This window comes from Mucilaginibacter sp. cycad4 (assembly GCF_034263275.1).
Classification (GTDB): Bacteria; Bacteroidota; Bacteroidia; order Sphingobacteriales; family Sphingobacteriaceae; genus Mucilaginibacter.
This window is the reverse complement of record NZ_CP139559.1, coordinates 2044112-2064213: the sequence shown is the minus strand read 5'-3', so window position 1 is coordinate 2064213 and position 20102 is coordinate 2044112. Positions and strand designations below refer to the sequence as shown.

At 43.5% G+C, this 20102-nt stretch carries 16 protein-coding genes; 5 read left to right on the top strand and 11 right to left on the bottom strand.

All coding sequences use genetic code 11. The features are described from left to right. Nucleotides 1-36: 36 nt before the first annotated feature. The 10 genes from SNE26_RS08345 to SNE26_RS08300 all read right to left on the bottom strand — a co-directional run bounded on the left by SNE26_RS08345 (nucleotide 37) and on the right by SNE26_RS08300 (nucleotide 13972). A complete protein-coding gene (locus tag SNE26_RS08345) occupies nucleotides 37-3225 on the bottom strand; it encodes a SusC/RagA family TonB-linked outer membrane protein (protein ID WP_321558900.1) in 3189 nt (1062 codons plus the stop codon). Nucleotides 3226-4231: 1006 nt separating this feature from the next. Continuing rightward, nucleotides 4232-5224: a helix-turn-helix transcriptional regulator gene (locus SNE26_RS08340; RefSeq protein ID WP_321558899.1), complete on the bottom strand. Its 993-nt coding sequence runs from the start codon at nucleotides 5222-5224 to the stop codon at nucleotides 4232-4234. A 70-nt stretch (nucleotides 5225-5294) separates the two neighbouring features. Continuing rightward, complete coding sequence (locus tag SNE26_RS08335) at nucleotides 5295-5858, bottom strand: biliverdin-producing heme oxygenase (protein WP_321558898.1); 564 nt, start codon at nucleotides 5856-5858, stop codon at nucleotides 5295-5297. Nucleotides 5859-5900: 42 nt separating this feature from the next. After that, the gene (locus SNE26_RS08330; protein ID WP_321558897.1) at nucleotides 5901-7160 is read right to left on the bottom strand and encodes a S41 family peptidase; all 1260 of its coding nucleotides are present in this window, start codon (nucleotides 7158-7160) and stop codon (nucleotides 5901-5903) included. A 12-nt stretch (nucleotides 7161-7172) separates the two neighbouring features. Further along, on the bottom strand, nucleotides 7173-8180 hold the full coding sequence (locus SNE26_RS08325; RefSeq protein WP_321558896.1) for a hypothetical protein: 1008 nt from the start codon (nucleotides 8178-8180) through the stop codon (nucleotides 7173-7175). A 95-nt stretch (nucleotides 8181-8275) separates the two neighbouring features. Then, nucleotides 8276-8902, bottom strand: a complete 627-nt coding sequence (locus SNE26_RS08320) for a hypothetical protein (protein ID WP_321558895.1) — start codon at nucleotides 8900-8902, stop codon at nucleotides 8276-8278. A gap of 249 nt (nucleotides 8903-9151) precedes the next feature. Next, entirely contained in the window at nucleotides 9152-10120 is a 969-nt protein-coding gene (locus tag SNE26_RS08315) for a hypothetical protein (protein ID WP_321558894.1), read from the bottom strand. 16 nt (nucleotides 10121-10136) lie between these two features. Further along, the gene (locus tag SNE26_RS08310) at nucleotides 10137-10931 is read right to left on the bottom strand and encodes an HmuY family protein (RefSeq protein ID WP_321558893.1); all 795 of its coding nucleotides are present in this window, start codon (nucleotides 10929-10931) and stop codon (nucleotides 10137-10139) included. Between the two features lie 11 nt (nucleotides 10932-10942). Further along, complete coding sequence (locus SNE26_RS08305; protein WP_321558892.1) at nucleotides 10943-11617, bottom strand: HmuY family protein; 675 nt, start codon at nucleotides 11615-11617, stop codon at nucleotides 10943-10945. 3 nt (nucleotides 11618-11620) lie between these two features. Next, complete coding sequence (locus SNE26_RS08300; RefSeq protein ID WP_321558891.1) at nucleotides 11621-13972, bottom strand: TonB-dependent receptor; 2352 nt, start codon at nucleotides 13970-13972, stop codon at nucleotides 11621-11623. A 363-nt stretch (nucleotides 13973-14335) separates the two neighbouring features. On the opposite strand from SNE26_RS08300, the gene SNE26_RS08295 reads away from it, so the two are divergent. Genes SNE26_RS08295 through SNE26_RS08275 form a run of 5 tightly spaced genes read left to right on the top strand, consistent with a single transcriptional unit; the run spans nucleotide 14336 to nucleotide 18586 of the window. Continuing rightward, the gene (locus SNE26_RS08295) at nucleotides 14336-14842 is read left to right on the top strand and encodes an HmuY family protein (protein ID WP_321558890.1); all 507 of its coding nucleotides are present in this window, start codon (nucleotides 14336-14338) and stop codon (nucleotides 14840-14842) included. A 22-nt stretch (nucleotides 14843-14864) separates the two neighbouring features. After that, nucleotides 14865-15713, top strand: coding sequence for an ABC transporter substrate-binding protein (locus tag SNE26_RS08290; RefSeq protein ID WP_321558889.1), 849 nt, complete (start codon nucleotides 14865-14867; stop codon nucleotides 15711-15713). After that, entirely contained in the window at nucleotides 15710-16750 is a 1041-nt protein-coding gene (locus SNE26_RS08285; protein WP_321558888.1) for an iron ABC transporter permease, read from the top strand. The genes SNE26_RS08290 and SNE26_RS08285 overlap by 4 nt, the downstream gene beginning before the upstream one ends. A gap of 1 nt (nucleotide 16751) precedes the next feature. Further along, nucleotides 16752-17567 (top strand): heme ABC transporter ATP-binding protein, encoded by an 816-nt coding sequence (locus SNE26_RS08280; protein WP_321558887.1) that lies wholly within the window; start codon nucleotides 16752-16754, stop codon nucleotides 17565-17567. 2 nt (nucleotides 17568-17569) lie between these two features. After that, nucleotides 17570-18586, top strand: a complete 1017-nt coding sequence (locus tag SNE26_RS08275; RefSeq protein ID WP_321558886.1) for a ChuX/HutX family heme-like substrate-binding protein — start codon at nucleotides 17570-17572, stop codon at nucleotides 18584-18586. Between the two features lie 277 nt (nucleotides 18587-18863). Here the strand turns inward: SNE26_RS08275 and SNE26_RS08270 are convergent, their stop codons facing one another. Beyond that, nucleotides 18864-20102: an alkaline phosphatase family protein gene (locus SNE26_RS08270; RefSeq protein ID WP_321558885.1), complete on the bottom strand. Its 1239-nt coding sequence runs from the start codon at nucleotides 20100-20102 to the stop codon at nucleotides 18864-18866.

The window sequence follows — 20102 nt, the reverse complement described above, 5'->3', positions numbered from 1 at the left end:
AAGGAGATTGGCGAACAATCCCCAATTAAATCCGGCTTACAGATCGATATTTAAACCCAGTGTATACTTTGCGGCAGTTGGATAGATCACATTTGACGAACCGGTTGTAGCATCAACTAACTCGGGGTCGGCTATATCTTTCGCCTTTTTCCAGATAGCCAGGTTATCGCCCATTACATACACATTAACACGTTTAAGCCCCAACGATTTAAGCCACCTGTCGGGCAGGTCGTAACCAAGCGTTACGTTCTTTAATTTGATAAAGCTGCCATCCCTTATAAAATAATCGGTACCGATATTCCAGGGATCAGTTTGGGAACCGTTAGGGTAAACAAGGCGGGCGTAAGTTGTCTGATCGCCGGGAACCTGCCAAAACTGGTTAAGCGTATTGGTAAAGGTTGCCACGCCAGCTGCTGGTCCCCAGCTGCCAAGATTGCGGGTGCCATTAAGCGCATCAGATAAAGCACCATTTAATATTTTCCTGCCCGCAACAAACGAGGCAAAAAAGCTCAAAGTAACACGTTTGTAATTGAAGGAACTGCCAAACCCGCCTGTATATTTAGGGTTCGGGTTACCTGCAATGTATTTATCATCATTGGTAATATTATAATCGCCGTTTACGTCAACATATTTGGGGTCGCCAGCCTGGAGCGGCACTCCATAATAAGTCTCTTTTCTACCTGTAGTGGGGTCTGAAGGCACATCGGCATTGGTTGCGTAAACACCGTTGGTATGAAACACCCTGTAGCTGAATAAAGGCTCGCCAAGGGTAAGGGTTTTATAAAACCATGAGTCGCCAAAAAGAAAGTCCCTATTGTTATTTGGCAGCTTGGTGACAAGGTTTTGGTTGATAGATACATTAAAATTAAAATTCCATTTAAATGGAGATTTAGGCCCCATAACGTTGATGTTTGCGGCAAACTCGAGGCCATGGTTACGGATATCTACATAATTCCCTGAGTAGTATTGATAACCGCTTGTGGCCTGCGCAGGCACGTTATAAAAAAATACATCTTTCGCATCTTTCTGGTACCAATCAACAGTTATATTAACACGGCTGTTAAACAGCTCCATATCTGCACCGAAATCAACCTGGTGGTCTTTTTCCCAACGTACGCTATTGCTTGATTTCACCCCAAAACTGTAAAAGTTGTTATAATACGGGAAAGGGGAAATTACTGTAGTGCCATTATACGTGCTTGGGGAACCACCTAAATAACCGTTAGGGTTAATCGTTCCGTTAGTGCCTGCCAAACTACTGGCATCGGTACTCAGCGTTTGGTATTTTGAATACCACTGGCCGGGATCTTTACCGTCGATACCGTAACTGGCCCTAAATTTTAAAAAGTTAACTACTTTTTTTATCGGGGTAAAAAACGGCTCGTCAGATGCTATCCACCCGATAGCCATAGCCGGGAATGTGCCCCAACGGTACTGCGGACTATAAATAGACGTAGCATCGCGCCGGAAACTTGCCGTAAACAGGTATTTGCCCGCATAATCATAATTAAGCCTGCCATAATATGATTCGGTAGTTTTACGCGAATAGCTGGTATTAGTATTGAGGTTGATACCCGCAGGTACGGTTTGCACAGAGTATATTCCTGAAACATTGATACCTGCTGCAGACGAGTAATTATAATTATTTTCATAACTGTACAACGATGCGCCCACTGCAAAAACAAACCGGTGTTTCCCAAAATCCTTGTTGTATTGCAATAGGTTTTCAAATGACCATGACGGGCTGCTGCTTACGGTACTGTAAGCGGTGTTCAACGTACCATTAAGTATCTGCGGCGAAAAATAATCGTATTTGTCGGTATAATTTGTTGACCCGTAGGTACTGTTGAATGTCAGGTTTTTTGCTAAAGTATCTGTCAGGTGAACCGAACCAACAATGGTAAATGTCCGGTTATCATCATAATAATGGGTCTTCCCGCTGTAAACAGCAACCTGCTCCGGACTAAGCTGCAACAACGAGCTCGGAAAGTTCCAGGCTGTAAACAAATAGGCGCCCGCGCCGCCTACACCATGGCTCTGTCTTTGTGAACTCATCAACAAGTCAACCGCGATAGACATTTTTTTGAGCGGCTGGATGGTAAGGTTTAAATGAGGCGTAATTTTTTCAAGTCCATAACCGTTAAGTACACCCTGCTCGTTGTAATGGTTTACCGATAAACGGTATGATGTTGTGCCAGCGTAACCCGCGACAGCGGCACTCTGGCTATTCACTACCGTTGTTTTCCTGATCAATAATCCCTGCCAGTCTACATCATTGTTAAAAGCAGGATTTAAACTATCTGTTAATGCCCTCGGGATTACGCCTTGCTGTATGTTATTATAACCCAGCTGCCCTTGCAGTAATTTTAGCTTTAAAGCGCGTTCTGCCGCACCGGTGGTAACTTTAATTAAATTAGGCGACGTTGTTACGCCTGCAAATGCCGAAATTGATACCTGCGGCTTACCTCTTTTGGCTTGTTTTGTTTTTACGATAATGACACCATTACCGCCTCTTGCACCATAAATAGCGGCAGCCGATGCATCCTTCAATACATCTATCGATTCAATATCGGCGGGGTTAATTAATGCAAGCGGGTTATTATTGCCATATGCTGTTCCTATTGCGTTTACATCAAATATAACCCCGTCAATAACATATAATGGGCCTGAATTGCCCCCATTGGCATTGCCAAAGTCAACATTGGTTGATCCGCGGATAACGATATTCGTTTTCGCTCCTAACTCACCGGTGCTTGACAACACGCTCACACCGGGCAGCCGCCCCTGCAGCATCTGGTCAAAGCTGGCTTGCGGTATGTTGGCAATATCCTTGCCTTTTATCGATGATACCGCTGCGGTAACTTCCCTCCTGCTTTGACTTTGATAACCAACCACAACTACATCGTTTAATGACTGTTCATCCACTTGTAGCGTATATGATGTATTTTTGTCGCCCGCTTTGGCTTCAATCCGTTTGTAACCTATCAAACTGATAATAATTGTATTTGAATTGCCTTTAAGTTTAAGTTGAAACCGGCCTTCCATGTCAGTTACAGTCCCGTTGGCCGGAATTCCTTTTTCGGAGACTGTTGCGCCGGCTATTGCTTTTCCTTCTGTATCTTTTACCTTTCCCTGCACTATAACGCCATTAGTTTGAGCGTAAACAGGGTTAAGGAAACTACAGGATATGCAGCACAGCATAAGGTATAGTATAAGTTTTCTCATGTGTTTGGGGTTTATTGTACGTTGAATGTTTGCTAAATATTAGTGATGTGTGCGGGTGCAACGTTCGGTTCATTGCGGATCCGCCTGTTTGTTTTGTTCATGTCATGTATTGCATTTTTAGTGGTTTTTTTAATATTTCAAAACAGTTTAGGTACAGGGCATCGCAAACAAAGGGCATAGCTTATCCAATCCGCGCTATCGGTTAAATGAGTTAAAAAAATCTTTGTGAGCTGCTGTTTTATATTGACAGAACAAGTGCGTTAAAACGCCTGTATTTCATCTGCCCTACAAATTTAATTCCTGAGGGCTTCCTACTTTTTTATAAATTATCTTTATATAAGCCGATTTTCGCTGATATTAAAATATGCAACGAAAACGGGCAGCCGATTCTGCTTAACTTCAAATCATTAATATTTGCAATCGCTGAAAATGAAATGTCAAAAGCGCAGGCATTTATATTCTTTCATAACAATGATCGGACTATTACCTTCATTCGTATTTACAGAATTTTGGAAATACAAGGCCCTCTCACTTGCGATATTTGGGAGGTATGTGGGCCTTGGTCTCAAAATCCCGATTGAAATATTTTTTATTAACATCCGGTTGAAGATCATCCGGCGTAATCCTGCGACTAACGAATTTAATATTTTCAAAAACTGAACTGTTTTGAAGCGGCGTTTGCGGTTTTATGGCCTTGCTCAGGCACATTGATGGGATATAAAGTACCGCCTAACGAATTAAAGTACCTTGAACTAAATCACCTCGTTACAAAACGGTTTGTGATATGCGACCGGTAAGTGTTGGGTATGAACTTGCACAAGTTGGTCATCAACTGGAGCCTGCGATCCTGACAACATCTTAATAGAGAATATTATATCGCAACATCATCGTAAACAATAAATAATAACAATTAAATAATTGCGATCCTGCTTTTATGCCAAATGTCTCTAACAGTCGGTAGCAATCACTTGTCCTTACCCAATGTAATATTCAATATCTGACGGCGTTACACCGTTAATTTCACTTCGCTGGGCAAAATGCCGTAATATTTTTTGAAGGCACTTGTTAAGTGCGCCTGGTGTTTAAAACCGATGGCATGAGATACCTCGCCGATACTTTTATGATCGTCGATGATCATTTTTTTGGCGGTTTCCATCCTTAATCTTGTGATATATCCGTAAATTGTTGTACCATAGTAAGCTTTAAAACCCTGCTTCAGTTTAAATTCGTTCAGGCTGATGAGCCTTGAGAGTTTTTTTATGGTTGGCGGGTTAACATAAACTTTATCCAATAATTCCTTTGCCTGGTACAACTTTTCAAGGTCATCGGTTTTTATCTGCAAACTGTTTTCGTCCTCCCCTTGCTTCTGCATTTGCTCAAGCTGCAGCATCAGCAGTTCAAGAACTTTTGATTCAGTGTAAAACTTTTTAAGCTCACCTGTTTTTTTGCATTCGCAGATATCGGTGATCACCCTTTTCATTTCGGGAGTTACGGCCAGGTCCTGTGCGGCAAGTGATGTGTATTTACCCTCCATAATGGCCGATACAAATGATGAATGGATAAGGGCATGCCTGTCGATCAAATGAAAATAATACTCTTTGGAAAGCACCATTAAAAAGTAGCTATACTCCATATCGGGCACAACTTCATATTTGCCTTTTGATGAGGGTATGTAGCGAATATTGTGGCGGTTATTGCCATAAATGCCTTTCTTTAATAATTTTGGAGGCGTGCTACCCGATTCGTAAAATATAAATTGCGAGGTAATGGTTTCGCCCTCCACTTCCGATAAGATGCGTACATGCTCATTAAACTGCATATTGGAATGAAGCAAAAACAACCCACCCGAGCTTAGCTGATAATAAAATAGTTTTTTTACAGGCTCGCGCTTTATCGAGATATGTTTTTCTGAAAGCTGTGAACCGGGCGAATAAGCGTCGGGCAGTTCCTCAATAAACAACCATTCATCAAAACCTTCAATCTTCGACTTTATCTTCATTACAATTTCAATACAGGTAAACTTAAAATGGGTTTAATATCCAATATGCAGCGCAACGGCCGGTTATCCGTTAATCGGCTGTTCTTGTTTCGGCAAACACTGCAGCGAAGTGATTAAATGTATCATTTGCGGTATGCGCAGCAGTAGTTTCTTCTTCATCGTTGGCGGCGCTTGCATTCAATATCGAAATAAAAGCACCCCACATTTGGCCGGTTGCGGGTCCGTAACCTGAAAAGAACGATACGCCCCCGGTAATGCCGCCTTTGGCCAGCATCTGTACAATAATGCTTCCACCCATAATGGAGCCTTCCATTACGTACAAAGCGCCAAGCGCCTGGATCAGGTTATTAATTTCAGGGACTGTTGTTTCAGGCAGGCTGTTGATATCTCCACCCAATGCTTCTATATCGCTTTTAAGGAATGATGAATTTCTGCGTTGTGCATGATCCGGTAAAACATCAACGGTAATAAAAGGCGCAATTACTTTTTCCAGGTGATTGAAGTAGGCATAAAAATGCCTCAGTAAATCGGCATAATCCTGGTTACTGCGGATCGCTTTTAATTTCTGAACTACTTTTTTTTCTAATTGCTGATGGGCTTCTTTGGTAGCCTCTTTAATAGTTGTGCTTAACATATGTCATTTTTTTATGTAGGAGTTTATCTCCTGGTGTATTAATTATTTCTTTAGTTTTAATCTGTTCTCGATCATTCCGTCCTGTTTTATTATGCTACCAGCCGGACTTGATTTAAATACGGAAGCTATTTGTACCGTTTTATTATTTGCCTGTTGTTGCACTGTGCTTAACGACGTACCATTAATCAACTCCAGTACAGCGCTCAAACAGGCTTCATTAGGGTCCCCCAGCACAGGCCCTCCTTCCGGCGTTATTTCAACATCTGCGGGGATCCCCTGAAAATATTCAGACCAGCCCTGCGCGTTACGGATCAGGAAGCCTGATAAATAAACATTGTACACATCTATCTTAACCGGGAAAAAACCAACGGGCTTTCCATAGGTGGTGCCGCCGACAAGCTTCACATTAAAATAAGGCTTCAGGGCGCTGATGAGCAACTCACTTGCCGAAGCAGTAGCAGCAGAGGTTATGAAATAAATATCCTTTACCGTTTCCATACCGCTTTGCTTATTGAAATGATGCGTGTTTCCCGCTTCGGTGTAGTCAACATCGGACAGGGTAGCCGTACGACCTTTGTAAATTACCGTATTGCCGTTGGCGTCATAGTAAGTTTGATTTTTAAGTGTGGTAGCGCCTGATGCCTGTAGCAAGGCATTATATTGCTCAGAAAACATCACCTTTCCGTTTAATGCTGATGGTGCTATCAAGTTGGCAACATACTCGGCTGTTTCAACAAAACCGCCGCCGTTGTACCTCAAGTCAATTACGAGCTGCCTGGGGTTAGCGGTTTTAAGCGTAGCGAACGCAGCATCAAGCAAGTCCTTACAAGTATTTAATTGGGGAAACGAGCCCAACGCAACATAGGCGACATTTTTGCTAACCACTGTATCTTTTAACACAGCATTCAATACCGGAGCCCCGACAGCAGCCAGCGAACCGTTACTGCCCAGCTCCGTAAGGAATGAATATTTTGGCGAACCCGGGGTTACCGGCTCCTCATATTTAAGACTGGTTTGCGGGTTAACCTTTAATTGCGATAAATCAAAAAGTTCGGCATTAAACGCGTTCAATACTTGCAAATCCGATGCGTATTTCCTCGGATTAAAGGCAGCATATGATGGTAATGCATCACTCCAGAGGTAAATTTGTTTGGCATACAAATAAATAGAATCAAGTGTAAACTGGGCGCGGGTACCTGTAGTTGGCGAAACAGGAAGCTCAGGAGTAACAACAGCACTTTTTCTGCATGCCGACAAACCGGCAGCAAGTACTATAATTTCGAGAGCTTTTAATATCCGCATTTTATGATTCCCTTAATTTATAATAGAGGTAGCAGGTTCTGTAGCGGCATCCCATACATATGCAGCCGGCCTCTCTCCGTTTTCCAATTCAAACGGCAATATGATCAGGGAGATCTTCCCATTTGAAACGTCATCCGGCAGTTTAAAATGAATTACGTTTTGGGTTAGCCGGGTAAGCGGTACTTCATAAAAGAGATCTTCAGAGCCATCATCTGCTCCGTTTGGAGGCCTTACCAAAAGCTGTGCATTCACGAACTTACCCGTAAAGTATTTTTTAGCTAAATTGGAAAATGTATAGTTGAAACTTATTTCGTTTCCGGCCTTAAGCGATTTTCCGGCTTCGTTAAATGTACAGGTAACAAGGCTTGACAAAAATTGAGGACGGCCAAAATGATAAGGGCCTTTGGTAATAATATTTTGCCCGCTTACTAATTTTATCTTATAAAAACCCGTATCTATACTGCCATCTACAGGCAGGTTGACCACAATGCCAAGAGAATTGAACCTCGAAGCGTTTTTCAAGCTAAGGGGAATGCTTTTATTGCCGCTATTGACCAGGTATAATTTAGTTTGATTGGTATCAGGAATAAAATATTGCCCCTGTATTGAAAAATAAGGTATGGTAAACTCATAACCGGCAGCAACTTCAAAAACCAGTGCAGGCTGATTGATCATCGGCAATAGAAAGTAAGTTTTTTTACTGCCATCCTGTGCAGTAACCGTATAGGCAGTTCCTCTTTTAAAGGCAACACTTGTGCCCGATGCAGGACTGATACCGGCTCCCGAAGAAACCGAAATTTGAGGCGTAACATTAACAGGAACAGTTTGAAACGGAGGCCAGTAAACCCTTATACTGTCGCCCACAATGGAAGCTTTGAGTTTATTTCCGGCGGAATCTGCAATGGTAAATTCTTCTACGTTGTTGTATGCTGTTTTTACATACTCTTTTTTACAGGAGGCCAGCAAGAGCAAAAGCGAAACGACAAGAGATAAATAAAGTATTGGTTTGATTTTAATCATTTTTTAATAGTGATAATCATTAAAGAGAAGCACCTGACCCGGATCAGATGGCCAGGCACTATCTCTTTGATGTTATTTACAACAGGACTTTTAACTTAATTGATCAAAGTACCTCTACGGAACCAGTAACGGCCCCTGTTTAACGTAGCTGAACCCTGGCCATCAGCAGCATAGCATTGGAAAGCATAAATGGTGGTTCCGGTGCTAAGGAACAATACTACATTATGTGTGTAGTTTACCGCATGGGTAGTGATGTTGTAATTTAACCATCCGTTTGCGCCAACCGGGTTATTAAGGGAATCGGTAGAGGTATTTAACCCCAATGTGGTTGATACAGTGGTTGCAGCGGTATAATCACTGTTGTTAATAGTATTAAGTGTTTTAGTAGTATTTAAATATTTGAGTGTATAGCCTGATTTTGCTGCCATTGCCAGGTTATTTGTTGAAGTAAAAGTTAAATGATAAGTAATAGCACCGGTTGAGTCCTGTGCACCATTGGCAATATTCAGATATTTTGTGCCATATGTGCCTGGTGCAGGTGTTGGGCTTCCATAGTCACCGGTTAATAATGTTGTAGTAACGCCGGTTACTGTTGCACTTTGGTTTGCAGCGGGCAAAGGTTTTACGCTATCGCTATTGTTTTTTTGGCAAGATGAAAATATTACTGATACAGTGATTACAGCAACAGCTGTTTTTGACAGGTTTTTGATTATTGAAATCATGGTAATTGTGTTTTTAAATTAAATTTTTATTTAATTCGCATGTTGAACGCTGTAAGGCCTTCATTATCGTCCAGGATAATGTTTTACAAGTCTTATAAAGCGCATTGATCTTGACCGGCAGGTGGTTTGCGAGAATTTACCTGCCGGTTTTTGTGTTTTTCGGGGCTTTGATGTTTACATAGGCTTCGGTTTTATGGTTAAACATAGGGTTGATTATAATCCGCCTCCGTGTGCGCAGCGTTTAATGTTTTAACCGCCGGTGTTGGATTTAACCACCAGCGGCACATTGGTTACTACCGGCTGCCAGTTGCCAAACTGAAAACTAAAAGGCGTGCTGCCCCAGCTGCCGGCAGGCAAACCTTCAGGAACTTTGATCACAATCTTTGTGCGGGTGCTGGTTTGAACAGGGAAATCATAAGCCTGTCCGCTTATCGTAGCTTTCACCGATTTCAGGTCGATAAATACATCTGCCTGGTTAATAAAACTGATGGAATCACCGGCTGCTACAGTTTGCGTATTAAACGTAGTTGCAATTTGCGGGCGGTTGTAGTAAACCCTTAGCGGTTTATCCATTTTCACCGAATGGCCAAGATAATCTACCTGGACATTATAACGGCCACTATCAATATCCAAAGGCGCTTTGATACCCAGTATATAAGTGTCGCCGTAACTATCGGCGTTGGTAACGATCTGCGCAGTGCTCAAATCGCCAAATACAGTTTTATTAGTAGCAGTGTTTAAGAGTGTTACTTTTAGCGATGCTGTACCCGTACTCAAAAAATTACCGCTGATCAATGTGAGTTGACCATTAGGAATAGCCCTGGGGTCAAGCTCAAACCAGTTTAAGGTAAGGCTGGCAGTATTTTGCTGTATAATATTCAGCTTGTAAGTACGTGTCGTGCCATCCCCTCCTTTTACCGTGTAGGTTTGCCCGTTGTTATCAACACTCACTGGCTGCGCTGTAGCTGTAAGGGCAGCGTTGGCATCTAAAGTGATTTTAGGTTCAATAACCGTTAGGCCATAATAGTAAGGAATGTACACGGTTATGGTATTTTCAATATTATCAACCGAACCGTAGATCACCGTATCCTGTACGTTCACCACCTTATATTCCAGGATCTTGTTTTGGGGCAGCGCATCGGGATAGATTGTTTTTTTACAGGCAGCAAATACGGTAATAAGGCCGGCGAGCAATAAGTAGAAGTATTTGATTTTCATAGTGTAAGTATAGGGTCTATTTGATCTCAAATTTTGTGCTTCCGGCAGGTACTATTACATATTCAAAAGTGAAGTACATGTGCGGGGTATCGGTAAACATCTGGTCGGGCGTAAAAACGTCCTTGTAGCAACTGATCATTTTGATCTTCGCATAATCGCCCGAAGCGGTTTTAACAATGATGGTTCGTGCAGCCAGGGTACTACCGTCGGCCAGCTTGAGCGGATTGCCCAGTGCATAAGCTACATGTACTTTGGTAGCGCTGCCATCGCCAACCACTGTTCCGCCAAAATCATACAGGTACCAGCCGGTGCCTGTACCGAAGCTTCCCTTGTCATCTGTACCTATCAGGCCTTTACCTGTGTTAAAATCAGCAGTCGCAGGGATAGCAGTTACATCATCAAAGGTCTGCTGCACAATGGTGATCCCCCCTTTGCCAGGTCCCTGGTAACCGGAGTTTGTTGCATCGGTATTATTGTTACCGCCTAAAAAGCTGTTATAAAGTCCACTTAATGAGATATCCCAAAATGAGGTTTTAGCGTAGCTTGCCGGCTGTTCTTTTTTATAATCAAGGCTAAATAGGATTTCTGTTTTAGGCGTTGTAGGGTTTTGATCATCGGTTTGTGCTGCCAGGTTTTCAACCCGCTGCAATTTGTAGTAAGGCACCTTGTCGGCATCCCTTATTGGGGCAACAGGTGTGGGATCAGGCGTTACCGCATCATTTTTTTTGCATGCAGTAAAGGTTAATGCTAACACAGCAAGCATTAAAATACTTGTAGCAGCACGCTTTTGAAATATATTTATGACTTTCATGATTAATTGTTTTAATTTTTGGTTGATAAATTCCTGCTGCCATCCTGCTGAACAAAGTAGCGGAACGTGAAATAAGGAGATGGCCAGTTTAAATCGGTTACTACAGCGGGCGCACCTTTATACATACTTACCAGTTCAAGCTTGGCGTATTTACCTTCGGCAGTGCGCAATACAAAGGTTCGGCCTTTTACAGGGACTGCTATGTGTGTTTTTAGATCATAGAAATACCATCCCGAGCCGTTACCCGGATCCCAGCCAACCGAGGTTACACCTTTACCGGTGAAATCGGCATCAGATGGCGCTTCCTTCACAAGATCGTAAGCCTGGTTAACAGCGATTAAAACCCCTTTTCCTTGTCCGCCAAATCCGTAGCTTCCCGGGTTGGTACCGTTGTTAATCCCTATATATGAATTGTATTCACGTCCAAAAGAGAGATCCCATAAGGAGCTTTGCTTGGCTGTACTATCAACTTTACCATTAGTAGAAAAGCTGAAATAGAAAGTTTTAAAGCCTGTATTAATGGTGCTGCCAACATCACCAGGCAAATCGGCAACTACCGTGCTGCTGCCATCCTGGAGCTGTGGTTTTACCTGCTCCTTTGTGCATGAGCTAAGAGCGGTAACCACAGCCAGGGCGATGAGCAGCATTTGATAATGGTTTTTATAGGTTGATATTAGTTTCATCATAGTTTATTGTTGTTTAAAAAATCGATAGTTAAGGCCAAGCATAATGGTACGCCCGCTTTGGGCCGGCATCAGTTGATCACGGTAGTTAAAGATGTTGTCGGCAGTCAGCTGTACCGAAAAGTGATTGTTCATCAGTTTTTTTTGCACCGATGCGTTGAACAGGAAAAAGCTGGATACATAGGTGTCATACGGGTCAAGAAATCCGTTGGGCAGGTTTGCCTCCTGGAAACCATACTTGCCCCGGTAGTTAACCCTGAAAGTGCCGGTGATGCCTTTGGGTTCGTATTCATAAGTAAACTTTATGTTTGCCATGTGCCGGGAACGGTTATTCAACCCGAAATAGTCGGATGTTTTTGAGCGGCGGGTTTGACCGGTATTGGTATCATATACCCCGGCATAATTGCCTCTGCCTGCTTTGATCGAATCAATAACGCCCCTATCTTTCGCATAAAGCAGTTGATAGCCTGCCGACACATTAAACCCGCGAACCACCCTCCAACTCAGACCAACATCGGCACCGATCAGAAAAGCACGATCTATATTAAAATAAGAGAACACCTGCTGGCCGCCTTTTTTTGAAGCCACCTGGTCGGTATTGATAAAGTTGCGTACGTTATTATAAAAGCCATTTACATCCGCCTTTACACTGGCGCTTAGCTGCAAAGTAAAGCCGGCGCTATAGGCCACAGACCGCTCGGGTTTAAGTGTGTTTACTTTAGCTGCATTGGCAAATACTGTTGCTATCTGCCCGGCATCCTGTAGTTTCTGAAGTTCGGCGGCGAAAACATCGGTACCTAAAACGGTATAGCCACCGCCTGCCAAATTGGTAAAATTGAGGTATAGCTGTCTGAAATCGGGTGTTTTAAAGCCGGTTGCTATCGCCGCCTTTAAAGTGAGTGCTTTCGCAGGCCGATATTTTACACCAAAACTTGGGTTGAGGCTGCTACCGTAACGGCTATGGCGCTCACCTCGCACACCACCGGTTAGGCCCAGTTCATCACTCAGTTTCCAGTCGGCCTGCCCATAAGCAAAGGCTGTTGACTGGCTTTTAACCCCGCTGTACAGGTTGTTATTCATCGTTTCGTACTGGATACCCGTACCACCTGTAAGCACCATAGTACCCCAGTAGGTTTGGGAGGCCTGTAATTCGCCGCGATGCAGGTATTGCACAAAGTTGTTGGCAGGTATAACCTGGCTGTTGGCCAGGTTGGTAATGTTTTGATCGGTAGCGTAACGGGTAAGGTAATATTGCGTTTTTAAACGCAGGCCACTCTTAAAATTTGTATTTAAAATAGCCGACGCATTCAGGTCCCTTTCAACCAGCACATCGCGGGTTGGCACCGTATTGTAAGCAGTTTGATTAACCGAATTACGCACCGCATACCTGCCTGTTATATTAAGCGCATTCATTTTACTTAAAGTGTACCTGCCCCTTCCCTGTATGGTATAGCTATCATAAGGTGGTGCCGTTTTACCTTCGCTCAGGTAAGGGTTGGCGTTAAAACCATCGGTACGGTAATAATTACCGGATATATAACCCGAGCCCCTGCCGCCTGTAAAAGGTGTTTCACCTTCCAGTGTTGCATCCAACGTATTAAAACTGCCATAGCGTAAACTGGCCAATCCCTGGCTTTGTGATATATTTTGGCGGGTAACTATATTGACTACCCCGGCCAATGCCTCGCTGCCAAACAGGCATGATGACGCGCCTTTAATGATCTCAATCCGTTCGATATTAGCAACTGTTATACGCGACAGGTCAAAATTCCCGGAATTACGGCCTGTCATCGGCTGACCATCTATCATGATCATGGTATAGCCGCTGTCAAAGCCCTGCAGCTGAAGGCCTACCGCCCTCGCACCCGAACCTATATCATTCACAATAGCCAAACCGGTTTGCTCTTTCAATACCTCATCCAACCGACGGCTCCCCATCATCTCAATCTGTTTTCGGCTGATCACTGTTGAGGGCATCGGTGTGCGGGTAAACTCGATCAGGTTATCGTGGCTTTCCTGTTTGCCCAATACGTTTACCTCTTTAAGGTTTTGTGCCGATACCTTTAACCGGATACTTAAATTATTAACAGAAGCTTTATTGATAACAACCTGCTGAAAGCGCTTTTCATACCCCACAGCTGAAATGATCAGCGTGTATTCGCCCTGCTTTAACTGTTCAATCATAAAACGGCCAACCGTATCAGTTTGGGTGCCTCTTAAGTTTTCTTTGATAAGGATAGTAGCTGCATTAACCGGCTCCCCCAGTTCGCTCTTCACCTGCCCGCTTATTTTATAAAGGGGTTCGGCAGCGGACTTTAAAAAGCAGGAGAGATAAAGCATCAGGTAAAATTTAAACATTGAATACAAATTACATTTGCTTATTTTTAATAAGTCTAAATAAACAAAAGCAAAAGTCGTTTATAGAAATGAGAAATCATTTACGCAATCGGGATTTTCTTTTACTGTTTAAGGATAAAGTTTTACCCTTTTTGGAGGAGCAGATAAACTACGACAAGAACCGGGGACATTAATAAAGAGACAGGTAATATACAAACAACTAAAAATCAAATATTTGCACAAACACTATTTAGAAACCAAAAAGCCAACGATTAGCTTTTTCTTAAAATACCAAGTCCATAAAAACCTGCTTATTATTTTGAATTAGTCTAATTAAATAGTTGATTTGCATAATCAATGCCACATTCAAATTAATTTCAGATCATGATCAACCTTAAAAAAATAAGTTACAGGCTCCTGCTAACCGGCTTAATAATGCCAATTGGCTACGCTTTTTCGCAAAGCTCTGCTATAAAAAAAATCCAAAATCTTAATGCGGCTGATAAAATGGCCTACTTTAATTTCGAAAAAGGAACTGAAGTAAACGAGGCTGATACCGCGAAAACCGGCTGGGATATCTCTTTTCAACACACCGGCATTATTGTACAAGGTGCAGCCGAAGGGCAGATTGTTTCAGATGCGTCATTTGATAAGATCGATAAAGCACCGGCATCGGGCTATAAAAAAGGTAAGCAAGCTATTCCGTGGGGAAGCGGCAATGGTTGGTATACTTATAATATGGATAACCACCAGATCAGTCCTATCCCAGGCAAGGTGATCTTTATCCATACAGCCGCCGGTAAATTTTATAAACTAATTATTGATAGCTACTATAAAGACGGACCGGATGGAGCTTCGGCTAATTATACATTCCGTTACAGCGCTCTTTAAAACGGACCTGCACCCAATTACTATGAATTTATTCACCAAATACATAAAAGGCATTGCCTTCCTCCTACTGATAGGCTTCAGCATAAATGCCAACGCAGCGGCACCTAAGCGAATCATTACCCTAAGCGGGGCTTTAACCGAAACTGTCGATGCCTTAGGCTTTGGAAAAAATATCGTAGCTGTTGATGTAACCAGTATTTACCCGGCCTATGTTGTCGCCTTACCCAAAGTAAGCAAAAATCGTACAGTATCTGCCGAAGGATTGATCTCGTTCAAACCCGATTTGATACTTGCCCCGGAAGGCAGCGTGTCAAAAGAGATAGCCTATCAGCTGCAATCAGCCGGTATCAATCTCGTTAATATCAAACAGGATTATTCTGTAAGTGGCCCGATAGCTTTTATTAAAGCGGTAGCCGCTGCGCTCCAGGTTCCGGCTAAAGGTGAAGCTTTGGCTAAACAAACACAGGCCAAAGTAGGTAAGGCATTGGCCGGTGTTAAAAAGAGCGCTAAAATACCGAAAGTGTTATTCATTTATGCCCGCGGTACTGGTGTAATGCTGGTTGCCGGGCAACACACCAATATCGATGCTATCATATCGTTAGCCGGCGGTAAGAATGCGGCACAGGGTTTCGACAACTTTAAGCCATACACTACCGAGTCGTTAATAGAAGCAAACCCCGATGTGATTTTGATGTTCGATTTTGGATTGAGCAGCCTTGGCGGAGCTGAAGCCGTATTAAAAATGCCGGGGGTAGCCCAAACCAATGCTGGTAAAAACAAAAAAATCGTGCAGATGGACGGAGAGCTTTTGATCAACTTCAGCGTAAGGCTTGACCAGGCTATTACAATGCTGAACAAAAACCTGCAATGAAAAACGGACTGATCTATACATTATTAGGCTTAGGCGTTTTTTTTACAGCAGCCCTGTCGTTAAGTTTGGGCGCCATGAAAATACCTTTTCAGGATGTGTTACTCATATTGGCAAAAAAAGTTTGGCTATTTAAAAACATAGCTGTTGATGAGCAGTACGACACCGTATTAACCATTGTGCGCATGCCGCGTGTAATCATGGGCCTGCTTGTTGGTGCGGCTTTAGGTATTTCAGGCGCGGCCATACAGGGTATTTTTCGCAATCCCCTTGCCGAACCAGGATTGATAGGGATCTCATCCGGAGCATCGTTGTTCGCGGTACTCATTATTGCTGCCGAAACGGCTTTGTTAGCCGGTTTGGGCAATTTACCGGGTTACTATTTACTTGCCTTTGGCTCGTTCGCAGGGGCTGGGATTGCCACATTTGTTGTTTATCAAATCTCCCGTAATGATGGCCGGCCCAATGTAGCCACCATGCTGCTGGCCGGCATAGCTGTTAACGCGCTTGCGGGGGCTTTAACTGGTTTAGTTACTTATATGGCCAATGATCAGCAGTTACGCAATATTACGTTTTGGTTGTTAGGAAGCCTTAGCGGCGCTACATGGCAAATTGTTTTATGCCTTGTACCATTTGTGTTTATTCCATTAATACTTCTGCCTGCCATGGCCAAAACGCTTAATGCCTTCGCCCTCGGCGAAACACAGGCGCAGCAATTGGGCTTGCCTGTTGGGCGGGTTAAACGATGGGTGGTAGTATTGGCCACCATGGCAGTTGGCGCATCGGTAGCTGTATCGGGCATTATCAGCTTTGTTGGTTTGCTGGTACCACACATGGTGAGGCTTATATTTGGGGTGGATAACCGCCGCGTACTGCCGGCATCTGCATTATTGGGTGCCCTGATCCTCACTTTGGCCGATATGATAGCCCGCAAAGCGGTTGCCCCGGTCGAGTTGCCTATCGGTGTGATAACCGCTTTACTGGGCACGCCGGTCTTCCTGTATATTTTAATAAAAGACAAAAAGAAAATTACCCGATAAGATGCTTACAGTCGAAAACGTAACTTATACAACCGGGAAACACACCCTGGTAAAAGATGTATCGTTTATGGTGCACCCCGGCGAGGTTATGGTGATCCTGGGCGCCAACGGGGCTGGAAAATCATCGCTGATGCGTTTGCTCAGCGCCGAAAAAAAACCATCAACCGGATCGATCTCCCTGTCGGGAAAACCTTTAATTCATTATTCGGCAAAAGAGCTGGCATTGAAACGTGCTATCCTCAACCAGCAAAATATTATTAATCTTGATTTTTTGGCGATGGAGATAGTGCAGATGGGCCGCTATCCGCACTATGGTAATAAACCGGCAACGCACGACCTGGATATTATTGACGAGGTAATGGCCATCACCGGCACAACGCACATGGCCGAACGCTCATTTCTGTCGTTATCCGGCGGCGAGCAGCAGCGCGTTCACCTGGCGCGTGTGCTGGCCCAGATCTGGGACACGCCGGAAGCGTTATTATTATTGGATGAGCCGGTATCAGGCATGGATATCCTGTATCAGCAGCAAACGCTATCGCTGGCTGCCATGCTGGCAAAAAAAGGTTTTATGGTAGTAGCCATTTTGCACGATATTAACCTTGCCGCTCAATATGCCGATCAAATCATGATGCTGAAAAACGGACGTAAATGGTACCACGGCTCCCCTGCCGAGATATTGAATACCAAAAGCATTTACGATGTTTTTGAAACCGAGGCCGATGTTTTCACCAATCCCAACACACTTAAACAACTCATTATGCCTAAGGTAATCGAACACCAGGCACAAGCTATAGTTAGAACTTTATACAATTAAATATGGAAACCATATCATTAAAAGAACAATATCTTGCATTCAAAGCCGAAAATCCCAGGAAAAGGATCAGGGATATAGCTGCCGCACTTAACGTTAGCGAAGCCGAATTACTGATGACCGGTCTTGGCGAAAACGTGACCATTCTTGAAAATAAATTTGAGGACCTGCTAAAAGAGATCACCTCCTTAGGTTATGTAATGGCCCTCACCCGTAACGAATATTGCGTTCACGAGCGCAAGGGCATTTACGAGAAAGTTTCATTCGGCCCGCATGCTGGTTTGGTTTTAGGCCCTGATATCGATCTCCGCTTATTCATGAGCCATTGGAAATTAGGCTTTGCTGCAGAGGACAACAACCTTAAAAGCTTCCAATTTTTTGATGGCAACGGTGTGGCGATACACAAAATATATCTTACAGATAAAAGCAATACCGAAAAATATCCGGAACTGGTCGCTCGTTTCCGCAAAGCAGATCAGCAAGCGGTTGCCCTATTGCCAAGCCCTGCCCCTGCCAAACCTTCATTGCCTGACGAAGAGATTGATGTTGCTGAATTTCAACAAGCCTGGACAGCTTTACAGGATACCCACGAGTTTTTTGGCTTATTGAAGCGTTTTAACCTTAACCGCACACAGGCCTTAAGGCTTGCCCCTGCCGGTTTTGCAAAGCAAATAAATACCGGTGATTTTAAAACCGTAATGCAAAGCTGCTCGGCAAAACAAGTGCCAATAATGGTATTTGCGGGCAACCAGGGCTGCATCCAGATCCATACCGGTACGGTTACCCGTTTGGTTGAGATGGATGTTTGGTTTAATGTACTTGATCCCGAATTTAACCTGCATTTGCGTATGGATGCTGTGACCTCGGTATGGCATGTGGTTAAACCTTCAAGCGATGGAGATATCAACTCCCTTGAGCTTTTTGATGCCGGGGGCGAAATGATTGTGCAGCTATTTGGCAAACGCAAACCTGGTTTGCCCGAGCTTACCGGCTGGCGAGAAGTGCTAACCGCGATTTCTTAATGTTCTAATTATTTTCTATAAAGGAACTTTATTGTGCCGAACCGCGATTGTTGCATGGGTTGAACATACAACGGCGTAAGGCCTTTGCCAGGTTATTGAACATTTTGTTGTCAACAGATCAAAAGGCCGAAATTTTGAATGTTCTTGAAAATACAACCTAACTAACAAAGGCAGAACACAGCAGCATATCAATGACCCCGCAATAGCGAACATCTCTAAGCTAACATGTCCTGCTCTCTCCAGGTTTTTGAGACAATCTTTCAAACTAAAAACCTGCTTAGTTCTTCAAAACAACCCACTTATTCACAATATTATCCGGTGCCTCAACAATAATTTTATAAAATGCAGAAGGATAGTTTTTCACATCAGCAAAGTAATGTTGTTGGGCAAGGTCAACCTCTGCCAGTAAGTGATAATTATCTTCCCCGCCGGTTTTAAAATAATTGGTGGTAGCCAGCCAAATTTTGGCTTTGCCGGTTTTTCCAAGTGCTTTCCAGCTAATGTCGAGGTGATCTTGTACATAGTTGGCTTTAAGTGCGGTTACCGATACAGGGCCCATAAAAGGTGTGCCGTCAATTTCCCGCGCAACGTTTTCAGGCAGTTTCACGTCCAGGTAGCGGGCAATGGATGGCATAATATCTACTATGCCTAAATCAAAATACCGCGCGTAGATATTTAGGTTTTTATAATTGCTAACCATCCAGGTTGACCGTTGCCTTTCGGATTGACCGCCGTGCCCTTTGCCAGTCCTTTCATCCCGGCCATGGTCAGTTGTGATCACAATCAGCCAATCTTCTTTAAAGTTTTTTTGGCGGTAAGTGATGGCATCCCAGATCTTACCCATCTGCGTATCCAGCATACTAACTGCTTTATAAAACTCAGGGCTATCACCATACCGGTGGCCCATGTCGTCCGTGTACTCGAGGTACACCCATGACAGGTCGGGACTGTTAGTTTTGATAGTATTAGCTGCCTGTTTAACAACTTCCTCATCAATCAGGTGCATGTAATCCGATTTTTTATCATGCTTAAACCGAACGGTATCCAGTTCATACCCATCAAAAGCATAATCGGGTTTGAAGTTGCCTGTGGCGGGCAGGCCATCGCCCAGTAATTTGGTACGGTTATCTGTCCAGCTGGAAAAGATCGCTGTTTTTTTATTGGGGTATTGATCTTTAAAAATTCCGAAAATATGGCGGTAGTTGTAGTTGGGGGCCGTGATATCATTATCGGGCACATTGTGTTTATTTACCCAGGTACCAGTAAGCAAACTGTTATAACCTACTGCCGATATGGTTGGCGTTTCATTATAAGTTCCTTTATCGCCTCCCACATGGATACGCAGGTACGATCCTGCTTCAATAATCTTTTTAAAATTAGGCAGATCCACACGTTCCATTACGTCGGCGGGGATCCCATCGGCAATAACATAAACCACCTTTTTTTGCCTTTGGGCTAAGGCTGCTGCCGATAAAGAAAGCCAGGCTGCAACGCAAATAATTATTTTTAACCTCAT

Excerpts from the sequence above, each read along its gene's own strand:
- SNE26_RS08270 (WP_321558885.1), bottom strand. The coding sequence starts at position 20,102 with ATGAGGTTAAAAATAATTATTTGCGTTGCAGCCTGGCTTTCTTTATCG.
- SNE26_RS08275 (WP_321558886.1), top strand. The coding sequence starts at position 17,570 with ATGGAAACCATATCATTAAAAGAACAATATCTTGCATTCAAAGCCGAA.
- SNE26_RS08340 (WP_321558899.1), bottom strand. The coding sequence starts at position 5,224 with ATGAAGATAAAGTCGAAGATTGAAGGTTTTGATGAATGGTTGTTTATT.
- SNE26_RS08320 (WP_321558895.1), bottom strand. The coding sequence starts at position 8,902 with ATGATTTCAATAATCAAAAACCTGTCAAAAACAGCTGTTGCTGTAATC.
- SNE26_RS08290 (WP_321558889.1), top strand. The coding sequence starts at position 14,865 with ATGAATTTATTCACCAAATACATAAAAGGCATTGCCTTCCTCCTACTG.
- SNE26_RS08310 (WP_321558893.1), bottom strand. The coding sequence starts at position 10,931 with ATGAAAGTCATAAATATATTTCAAAAGCGTGCTGCTACAAGTATTTTA.
- SNE26_RS08285 (WP_321558888.1), top strand. The coding sequence starts at position 15,710 with ATGAAAAACGGACTGATCTATACATTATTAGGCTTAGGCGTTTTTTTT.
- SNE26_RS08295 (WP_321558890.1), top strand. The coding sequence starts at position 14,336 with ATGATCAACCTTAAAAAAATAAGTTACAGGCTCCTGCTAACCGGCTTA.
- SNE26_RS08315 (WP_321558894.1), bottom strand. The coding sequence starts at position 10,120 with ATGAAAATCAAATACTTCTACTTATTGCTCGCCGGCCTTATTACCGTA.
- SNE26_RS08300 (WP_321558891.1), bottom strand. The coding sequence starts at position 13,972 with ATGTTTAAATTTTACCTGATGCTTTATCTCTCCTGCTTTTTAAAGTCC.
- SNE26_RS08280 (WP_321558887.1), top strand. The coding sequence starts at position 16,752 with ATGCTTACAGTCGAAAACGTAACTTATACAACCGGGAAACACACCCTG.
- SNE26_RS08335 (WP_321558898.1), bottom strand. The coding sequence starts at position 5,858 with ATGTTAAGCACAACTATTAAAGAGGCTACCAAAGAAGCCCATCAGCAA.
- SNE26_RS08305 (WP_321558892.1), bottom strand. The coding sequence starts at position 11,617 with ATGATGAAACTAATATCAACCTATAAAAACCATTATCAAATGCTGCTC.
- SNE26_RS08325 (WP_321558896.1), bottom strand. The coding sequence starts at position 8,180 with ATGATTAAAATCAAACCAATACTTTATTTATCTCTTGTCGTTTCGCTT.
- SNE26_RS08330 (WP_321558897.1), bottom strand. The coding sequence starts at position 7,160 with ATGCGGATATTAAAAGCTCTCGAAATTATAGTACTTGCTGCCGGTTTG.
- SNE26_RS08345 (WP_321558900.1), bottom strand. The coding sequence starts at position 3,225 with ATGAGAAAACTTATACTATACCTTATGCTGTGCTGCATATCCTGTAGT.